This is a genomic window from Actinomyces sp. MRS3W (genome assembly GCF_032465695.1).
GTDB lineage: Bacteria > Actinomycetota > Actinomycetes > Actinomycetales > Actinomycetaceae > Actinomyces.
The window spans coordinates 1-8989 of the sequence record NZ_JAWDJJ010000113.1 but is presented as its reverse complement, the minus strand read 5'-3'; the positions used below and the strand labels follow the sequence as shown (position 1 = coordinate 8989).

Genomic DNA, 8989 nt, shown 5'->3' with positions numbered 1-8989 from the left:
CCTCAGCGCTGGAGGTCACCTGCCCCGGCAGCGAGGCCGCCCTGGCCCTGGTGGGCGCCGCCCGCCGCTTCGATGTGGCCGCGAAGGCCCGGGAGGTGCGCGGCGCTGACCGCGTGGTGGTCCGCGACGGCGAGGCGATCAGCGTCCTGCTGCAGAAGATGGGCGCGGTGGAGGCGAATGCCACATGGGTGGAGCGCCGCTCCCGGCGCGAGACCCGGGGCACGGCGAACCGTCTGGCCAACTTCGACGACGCCAACCTGCGCCGCTCGGTACGCGCCGCCGTCACCTCTGGCGCGCGCGTCGAACGCGCCTTCGAAATCCTCGGCGACGACGTGCCCGACCACCTGGTAGAGGCCGGCCGCCTGCGCGTACAGAACAAGCAGGCCAGCCTGGAGGAACTTGGGCGGATGGCCGATCCGCAGCTGACCAAGGATGCGGTTGCCGGGCGCATTCGCCGGCTGCTGGCCATGGCGGACAAGCGCGCCCACGAACTCGGCATTCCGGACACCGAATCCGTGCTCACCCAGGACATGCTCGACATGTGAGCGACACCGAATTGGGACGTGAGTCCCAACACGCTGTGCCAAACGGTTGGCAGACGGCATATGTGCGCGGTGGCACACCGGATTGTTCGCCCGTGGCGTGGACGATCCTCGCCCGCGGCAGGTACCTGACGCTAAACTCGACCTGCCGGATCGGACGGGGGACTCCCCACGAAGGCCGGGGCACACTATGTGTGCAAAGAGCTACGAGTACGTGCGCCCACGCGGCGCACTAGGAGGACACAAAGTGACCACCCGCGTTGGTATCAACGGCTTCGGCCGCATCGGCCGCAACTTCTACCGTGCCGCCCTCGAGCAGGGCGCCGACTTCGAGGTCGTGGCTGTCAACGACCTGACCGACATCAAGACCCTCGCCCACCTCCTCAAGTTCGACTCCATCCTGGGCCGCCTCGCCGCCGAGGTCACCTACGACGAGCAGAACATCATCGTCGATGGCAAGCCGATCCGCGTCCTCGCCGAGCGCGAGCCCGGCAACCTGCCCTGGGCGGACCTGGGTGTTGACGTCGTCGTGGAGTCCACTGGCTTCTTCACCGACGCCACCAAGGCCAAGGCGCACATCGACGCCGGCGCCAAGAAGGTCGTCATCTCCGCTCCGGCGAAGAACGAGGACGGCACCTTCGTGGTCGGCGTGAACGAGCAGGACTACGACACCACCAAGCACAACATCATCTCGAACGCCTCCTGCACCACCAACTGCCTCGCCCCCGTGGCGAAGGTGCTGGACGAGGCCTTCGGCATCGAGAACGGCCTCATGGTGACCGTTCACGCCTACACCGGTGACCAGCGTCTGCACGACGCCCCGCACAAGGACCTGCGTCGCGCTCGCGCCGCCGCCCTCAACATCGTTCCCACCTCCACCGGCGCCGCCCGCGCCGTCGCCCTCGTCCTCCCGCAGCTCAAGGGCAAGCTGGACGGCTACGCCATGCGCGTGCCGGTCCCGACCGGCTCGGTCACGGACCTCACCTTCAAGCCCGCCAAGCCGGCCACCGTTGAGGAGATCAACGCCGCCGTCAAGGCCGCCGCTGAGGGCCCGCTCAAGGGCGTCCTGGCCTACTCCGAGGAGGACCTCGTCTCCACCGACATCGTCGGCGACTCGCACTCCTCCATCTTCGACTCCAAGCTGACCAAGGTGCAGGGCGACCAGGTCAAGGTCGTTTCCTGGTACGACAACGAGTGGGGCTACTCCAACCGCCTGGTTCAGCTCACCGCTCTGGTTTGCGAGAAGCTCGCCTGAGCTCGAGCAGCCACCAACACTCACACTGTGAGCACCTGACGGACGCCCGCGCACGCCATCCACGTGCGCGGGCGTCCGCCCGTTCATCCCCATCAACACCGTCACACACATGCGAGGTTCCATGAAGACCATCGAGTCACTGGGCGACCTCAAGGACAAGCGCGTCCTGGTCCGCTCCGACTTCAACGTCCCGCTCGACGCCGACAAGAACATCACCGACGACGGCCGCATCCGCGCCGCCCTGCCGACCCTGACGACGCTGCTCAAGGCCGGCGCCAAGGTCATCGTCGTCGCCCACCTGGGCCGCCCCAAGGGCCAGGTCAACCCCGACTACTCGCTTGCCCCCGTCGCCAAGCGCTTGGCCGAGCTGACCGGCGTGAACGTCACCCTGGCCGAGGACACCGTCGGTGAGAGCGCCCGGGCCGCCGTGGCCGCTCTCGAGCCCGGCAACATCGTCCTGCTCGAGAACGTGCGCTTCAACGCTGCCGAGACGTCCAAGGACGACGCCGAGCGCGCCGCTTTCGCCGAGCAGCTGGCCGCGCTGGCCGATGTGTTCGTCTCCGACGGCTTCGGTGTCGTGCACCGCAAGCAGGCCTCCGTCTACGACGTGGCCCGCATCCTGCCGGCCGCCTCCGGACTGCTCGTGGCCAAGGAGATCGAGTCCCTCGGCAAGGCCGTCAACAACCCCGAGCGCCCCTACACCGTCGTGCTCGGCGGCTCCAAGGTCTCCGACAAGCTCGGTGTCATCGCCAACCTGCTCAGCAAGGCGGACCGCCTGCTCATCGGCGGCGGCATGGCCTACACCTTCCTGGCCGCACAGGGCTATGAGGTCGGCACCTCGCTGCTGGAGGAGGACCAGATCGACACCGTCAAGGGCTACCTGGCCACCGCCCAGGCCAACGGCGTGGAGCTGCTCCTGCCCGTCGACACCGTCGTCGCCCCCGAGTTCAAGGCGGACGCCCCCGCCAGCGTGGTCGCTGCGGACGCCATCCCCGCCGACCAGATGGGCCTGGACATCGGCCCCGAGACCCAGAAGCGCTTCGCCGAGGCGATCGCCTCCTCCAAGACCGTGGTGTGGAACGGCCCCATGGGCGTGTTCGAGTTCCCGGCCTTCGCCGCCGGCACCAAGGCGGTGGCCCAGGCCATTTCCGACTCCGACGCCTTCTCCGTCATTGGTGGCGGCGACTCCGCCGCGGCCGTGCGTACGCTCGGCTTCGACGAGTCGACCTTCTCCCACATCTCCACCGGTGGTGGTGCCTCCCTCGAGCTGCTCGAGGGCAAGACGCTGCCCGGTATCGCCGTACTCGACGACTGACACTCACCTAAGGAAGACATCATGAACAACCGCACCCCGCTCATGGCGGGCAACTGGAAGATGAACCTGGACCACCTCGAGGCCAACCACCTCGTCCAGGGCCTGGCCATGGCCCTGAGCGACGCCGGCCACGACTACTCCAAGTGTGAGGTCCTCGTCATTCCGCCCTTCACGGACATCCGCAGCGTGCAGACCGTGGTCGAGGCCGACAACCTTGACATCAAGTACGGCGCCCAGGACGTGTCCATCCACGACAACGGCGCCTACACCGGTGAGATCTCCACCGACATGCTCACCAAGCTCGGCTGCAGCTACGTGGTCATGGGACACTCCGAGCGTCGCGAATACCACGGCGAGTCCGACGAGCTCGTGGGCGCGAAGGCCCGCAAGGTGCTCGACGCCGGCATGACCCCGATCCTGTGCTGTGGCGAGGCCCTGGAGATCCGCAAGGCCGGCACCCACGTGGACTTCGTCCTCGGACAGATCCGAGCCGCCCTGGCCGGCTGGAGCGCCGAGGACGTCGCGAAGATCGTCATCGCGTACGAGCCCATCTGGGCGATCGGCACCGGCGAGACCGCCACCGCGGAAGACGCTCAGGAGGTGTGCGGCGCCATCCGTGCGGCACTGCGCGAGGACTTCGGCGACGCCACCGCCGATTCCACCCGCATCCTGTACGGCGGCTCCGCCAAGCCGGCCAACATCAAGGAGCTCATGGCTCAGGCCGACATCGACGGCGCCCTGGTCGGGGGTGCCTCGCTCAAGGCCGACTCCTTCGCTGAGATGGCCCGCTTCTACGCCTGATCCAGCGCTGAATCCGCCAGGCATGCGCCCGGTCCCTTCGTGGGGCCGGGCGCATGCCCGTTTGCGCAGGACTATCGGGTAGAGTCGCCGTAGACGAGTTAGAAGCCGGTCCGCCGGCTGGGACGACGAAGGGAACGCAGCGTGGGCGTACTCACAATCATCTTGCAGGTGCTGCTGGTGCTGGCGAGCTTCTTCCTCATCATGACGATCCTCATGCACAAGGGCCGGGGCGGGGGCCTGTCGGATATGTTCGGTGGCGGCATTTCCTCCTCGGCGGGCTCCTCCGGTGTTGCCGAACGCAACCTCAACCGGATCACCGTCGGCGTCGCGGTGCTGTGGACGGCCACCATCATTGGTCTTGGACTCCTCGCCAAGTTCGCCTGACGCAGCACCGGACGGATACACCACGAACTTGGCTAACGCCGCACCCGCCGACCCGCGTGGGGACGCATTCGTACGGGCCCAGACCGGCTACCTCGCCCACCTGCGGGTTGAGCGCGGGCTGAGCCCCAACACACTCGCCGCCTACGCGCGGGACCTCGACCGCTACACGGCGTTCCTGCGCGCCCGCGGCCTGCACACCCCGAGCGCCGTGGGGGAGGCTGACGTGACCGCCTTCCTGGAGGCGCTGCGCACCGGCGCCGACGGTGGCAGGCCACTGGCGGCGTCGTCGGCCTCCCGCACCGTCACCGCCGTGCGCGGCTGGCACAAGTTCCTACACGCCGAGGGCCTCACCGACGCCGACCCCTCCGCAGCGGTGCGCCCACCGCAGGTGGGCAGACGCCTGCCCAAGGCCCTCACTGTGGACGAGGTCCGTCGGCTGCTGGAGGCCGCCTCGGTTGACGATTCACCGATCTGCCTGCGCGACCGCGCCCTGCTGGAGCTGCTGTACGCCACCGGCGCCCGCATCTCCGAGGCGGTGGGGCTGGCCATTGACGATCTCGACGCCGAATCCGGCTGCCTGCGGCTGTTCGGCAAGGGCCGCAAGGAACGGATCGTACCGATGGGCCAGTACGCCTGGGAGGCGCTGGACGCCTATCTGGTGCGGGGCCGCCCCGTACTGGCCGCGAAGGGCCGGGGCGTGCCGCACGTCTTCCTCAACACGCTGGGGCGGCCACTGTCGCGCCAGTCCGCCTGGGCGGTGCTGCAACAAGCGGGGCAACGTGCCGGACTGACCGGATCCGGCGCCGCGGACGCAGGCGAGGACGGCCGTCACATCTCCCCGCACACACTGCGGCATTCCTTCGCCACCCACCTGCTTGCCGGGGGAGCGGACGTGCGCGTCGTCCAGGAAATGCTCGGGCACGCCTCGGTCACCACTACGCAGATCTACACCAAGGTCACCGTCGACCACCTGCGCGAGGTCTACGCCACCAGCCACCCGCGGGCCCGCGGCTGACCGCTGCAGGGCCCGTCGCCGCGCCGTATCGCGTCAGTTCGGTTAGGCTGCCGGTGTGAGTGATGCGAAGCAGCCCGGACTGATCGACCCGCCTGACACCTCCATCGCGGAGAAGGAGGAACGGGTCTGCCCCGTTCCCGCGCCACTCGACTCGCACGGCCCCGCCCGGGTCATCGCCATGTGCAACCAGAAGGGCGGCGTCGGTAAGACGACCACAACCATCAATCTCGGTGCCGCGCTGGCCGAGTACGGGCGCCGCGTGCTCATTGTCGACTTCGACCCCCAGGGCGCGGCGAGCGCGGGTCTGGGCGTCAACGCGCATGAACTCGATCAGACCATCTACGACATGCTGGTAGCTGCCCGCCCGGACGTGCGTCCCATCATCCATTCCACCTCCGTGGAGGGCCTGGACCTCATCCCCGCCAACATCGACCTGTCCGCCGCCGAAGTGCAGCTGGTCGGCGAGGTAGCCCGCGAGCAGGCCCTGGCCCGCGTATTGCGCCCCGTCCTGGACGACTACGACGCCATCCTCGTGGACTGCCAGCCCTCGCTCGGACTGCTGACCGTCAATGCACTGACCGCCTCGCACGGCGTCATCATCCCGTTGGAGACCGAGTTCTTCGCCCTGCGCGGCGTCGCCCTCCTGGTGGAGACCGTGGACCGGGTGCGAGACCGCATTAATCCGCGCCTGCAGATCGACGGCATTCTCGCCACCATGGTGGACCCGCGCACCCTCCACTCCCGGGAGGTGCTCGAGCGCCTGACCGAGGCCTTCGGCGACAAACTCTTCGACACCCGGATCCGCCGCACCGTCAAATTCCCGGACGCCTCCGTCGCCAGCGAACCCATCACCAGCTACGCCCCCGGTCACCCGGGGGCCGAGGCCTACCGGCGCCTGGCCCGGGAGGTCATCGCCCGCGGCAATGTCGCCTGAAGCCCCGGCCGCCTTGCAGGCGCGGCTGGACGACCCGCCTGCGGATACCGGTTCCGCACCACAGGTGCCCGGCTTCAACGTGGCCCTGCCCCAGTTCGAGGGGCCCTTCGACCTGCTACTCACCCTCATCGCCCGCAAACGGCTCGATATCACCGAACTCGCCCTCGCTGAAGTGACCGACGAGTTCATCGCCTACATGCGCTCCGACTGGGACCTGGGACGCGCCAGCGAATTCCTCGTCGTCGCCTCCACCCTGCTGGCCCTCAAGGCGCACCGGCTCCTCCCGCACGACCCGGAGGATGCGGACGAGGACATGGAGCTGCTCGAGGCACGCGACCTGCTGTTCGCCCGCCTACTGCAATACCGCGCCTACAAGGAGGCGGCAGCCGCCTTCAAAACCCGCGCCGAGGTCGCCTCCCGCACACACCCCCGCGCCGTCGCCCTGCCCGCCGAGCTGGCGGCACTGCTGCCCCGGCTGGTGGCCACCATCGACGCGGAAGACCTGGCCCGCATCGCCGCAGACGTCTTCACCCGCCCCCAGGATCCCGGCGTACAGACCGTTCACCTGCATGAGCGGGTTCCCGTGGCGCAGCAGCTGCGCCTGCTGGCGCGGCGGCTGCAAGCGCACGGGACACTGACCTTCACCGAGCTCACCGCCGACGCCGGCCGTACCGCCGTCGTCGTCGCACGCTTCCTCGCCCTGCTCATCCTGCACCGGCAAGGGGACGTCGATCTCACCCAAGACGCCCCCATGGAGGAGATCACCGTCGCCTGGCGCGGCGCGGACGCAGCAAGCCTGGAGACGGCCACGCTCCTGTCACCGGAACTGGAGGAGGAGTTCGCATGAGCGGTTCAGACCCATCCGCGCAGCTGCCGGTGCCGGTGCCGCCGGACCAGCTGCGGGCGGCGGTGGAGGCCGTACTCGTCGTCGCCGACGAACCGGTGACGGCCGCCGCCCTGGCCGAGGCCCTCGGTCTGGACGAGGTCGATGTGGAGGCGCTGCTCATCGCGCTGGCCGCCGAGTACGAGGAGGGACGCGGCTTCGTGCTGCGGCGCGCGGCCGGCGGATGGCGCTTGGCGTCCGCACCACAGTTCAGCGCCTTGGTGGAACGCTTCGTCATCGGCGGCGCCACCGCGCGCCTGTCTCAGGCGGCCCTGGAGACCCTCGCGGTCATCGCCTACCGCCAGCCGGTCACACGCGGCCGCGTGGCGGCCATCCGCGGCGTCAACGTCGACGGCGTCGTACGCACCCTGCACGCCCGCGGGCTCATCGAAGAGGCCGGCACCGAGCCCAGCGGCGCGATTCTGTACCGCACCACGGGCGAGTTCCTGGAATACCTGGGGCTGGACTCGCTTGACGACTTACCGCCCCTGGCCCCCTACCTGCCCGACGCCTCCGCCCTGGGAGACATAGAAGACGAGATCACCGGGAGAATGCATCCGTGAGCACCAGCCGACACCACGCCGACCATGCGGGCCCAGACCATGACCGCACCGCGTCCACCCTCGACTTCGGCGCCGAGGAGTTCTACGACGCCGACGACCTTGAAGAACTGCCCGACGCTGTTGCCGGCGCGCCCGACGCCCCGGATGCCGCCGCGGGCGCAGCGGACCCCTACACGGTCGGGGGAGAGCGGCTGCAGAAGGTGCTCGCCCACGCCGGCGTTGCCTCGCGCCGCGTATGCGAGGAACTCATTGCGGCCGGTCGCGTGAGTGTGGACGGGGTGCGGGTCACCGAGCCGGGCGTGCGCGTCAATCCGGCCACGCAGGAGATCCGGGTGGACGGCTCCCGGGTACTGACCGACCCGGACATCCTCACCATCATGCTGCATAAGCCCGCCGGCGTAGTCACCACCATGGACGACCCCGAGGGCCGCCCCACCGTCGCCGAGTTCGCCGAACGCTACCTGGCCGAGCACGCCGACGAGCTGGGCGGGGCGGCCAAGACTGCCGCCCTCCGGCTGGTGCATGTTGGCCGCCTGGACGCCGAGACCGAGGGGCTGCTGCTGCTGTCCAACGATGGCGAGCTCACCCACCGGCTCACCCACCCCAGCTACGAGGTGGCCAAGACCTATGTGGCCATTGTGGAAGGCCACGTGGCCCCCTGGGTACCGCGCAAACTCAAACGGGGCATCGAATTGGAGGACGGGCCGATCGCCGCCGACCGAGTGGTGGTCAAGGACTCCGGTCCGACCGGCTCGATCGTGGAGATCACCCTCCACTCCGGTCGCAATCGGATCGTGCGCCGCATGCTGGACGCGGTCGGCCACCCCGTCATCCGGCTCTCGCGCACCCGGCTCGGGCCACTGACACTCGGCGGGCTGCGCCCCGGCGCCATGCGGGCACTCACTGGCGAGGAGATCAACGCCCTGCAGCGGGAGGTGGGCTTATGAGCGCCATCGGAAACCCATCGGCGGCGCTGTCCACCGCGGGCCCCGTGCTCGTGGTGGGCACCGGCCTGCTGGGCACCTCCCTGGCCCTGGCCCTCAGCGCCGCGGGCGTCGAAGTACAGCTCGCCGACACCTCACCCACTTCCCTGGCCCTGGCCCGCGATATGGGGGCCGGGCGCGTGCGTGATGAGCACTGCGCCGAACCCCAGATCATTGTGGTGGCCACCCCGCCGGACGTGGCCGCGAGCGTGGTGCTGCGAGAGCTGGCCGCCCACCCCGAGGCGGTGGTCACGGACGTGGCCAGCGTTAAGCAGCGCATCGGTGCCGAAGTGCGCGCACGCGGAGGCCAGGAT

At 69.3% G+C, this 8989-nt stretch carries 11 protein-coding genes; all 11 read left to right on the top strand.

Annotation, left to right across the window (positions count from 1 at the left end; all coding sequences use genetic code 11):
* Positions 1-545 (top strand): DNA-binding protein WhiA (whiA, locus tag RWX45_RS03705; RefSeq protein ID WP_316022430.1); only part of this gene is annotated, 545 nt, incomplete at its 5' end.
* 244 nt (positions 546-789) lie between these two features.
* Positions 790-1797 carry a type I glyceraldehyde-3-phosphate dehydrogenase gene (gene gap, locus RWX45_RS03700; protein ID WP_316022429.1) on the top strand — a complete coding sequence of 336 codons (1008 nt, stop codon included), beginning with the start codon at positions 790-792 and terminating at the stop codon, positions 1795-1797.
* Positions 1798-1918: 121 nt separating this feature from the next.
* On the top strand, positions 1919-3112 hold the full coding sequence (locus RWX45_RS03695) for a phosphoglycerate kinase (RefSeq protein ID WP_316022428.1): 1194 nt from the start codon (positions 1919-1921) through the stop codon (positions 3110-3112).
* Positions 3113-3133: 21 nt separating this feature from the next.
* The gene (tpiA, locus tag RWX45_RS03690; RefSeq protein ID WP_316022427.1) at positions 3134-3913 is read left to right on the top strand and encodes a triose-phosphate isomerase; all 780 of its coding nucleotides are present in this window, start codon (positions 3134-3136) and stop codon (positions 3911-3913) included.
* Between the two features lie 141 nt (positions 3914-4054).
* The gene (gene secG / locus RWX45_RS03685) at positions 4055-4297 is read left to right on the top strand and encodes a preprotein translocase subunit SecG (protein WP_316022426.1); all 243 of its coding nucleotides are present in this window, start codon (positions 4055-4057) and stop codon (positions 4295-4297) included.
* Between the two features lie 28 nt (positions 4298-4325).
* Entirely contained in the window at positions 4326-5312 is a 987-nt protein-coding gene (xerD, locus tag RWX45_RS03680; RefSeq protein ID WP_316022425.1) for a site-specific tyrosine recombinase XerD, read from the top strand.
* Between the two features lie 55 nt (positions 5313-5367).
* Positions 5368-6246: a ParA family protein gene (locus RWX45_RS03675; RefSeq protein ID WP_316022424.1), complete on the top strand. Its 879-nt coding sequence runs from the start codon at positions 5368-5370 to the stop codon at positions 6244-6246.
* Positions 6236-7093 carry a ScpA family protein gene (locus RWX45_RS03670; protein WP_316022423.1) on the top strand — a complete coding sequence of 286 codons (858 nt, stop codon included), beginning with the start codon at positions 6236-6238 and terminating at the stop codon, positions 7091-7093. The genes RWX45_RS03675 and RWX45_RS03670 overlap by 11 nt, the downstream gene beginning before the upstream one ends.
* Positions 7090-7692, top strand: a complete 603-nt coding sequence (scpB, locus tag RWX45_RS03665) for an SMC-Scp complex subunit ScpB (RefSeq protein ID WP_316022422.1) — start codon at positions 7090-7092, stop codon at positions 7690-7692. The genes RWX45_RS03670 and scpB overlap by 4 nt, the downstream gene beginning before the upstream one ends.
* Positions 7689-8639 (top strand): pseudouridine synthase, encoded by a 951-nt coding sequence (locus tag RWX45_RS03660; RefSeq protein ID WP_410050671.1) that lies wholly within the window; start codon positions 7689-7691, stop codon positions 8637-8639. The genes scpB and RWX45_RS03660 overlap by 4 nt, the downstream gene beginning before the upstream one ends.
* Positions 8636-8989: prephenate dehydrogenase/arogenate dehydrogenase family protein (locus tag RWX45_RS03655; protein ID WP_316022421.1), on the top strand; the 354-nt coding region annotated here is incomplete at its 3' end. The genes RWX45_RS03660 and RWX45_RS03655, both read left to right, overlap by 4 nt.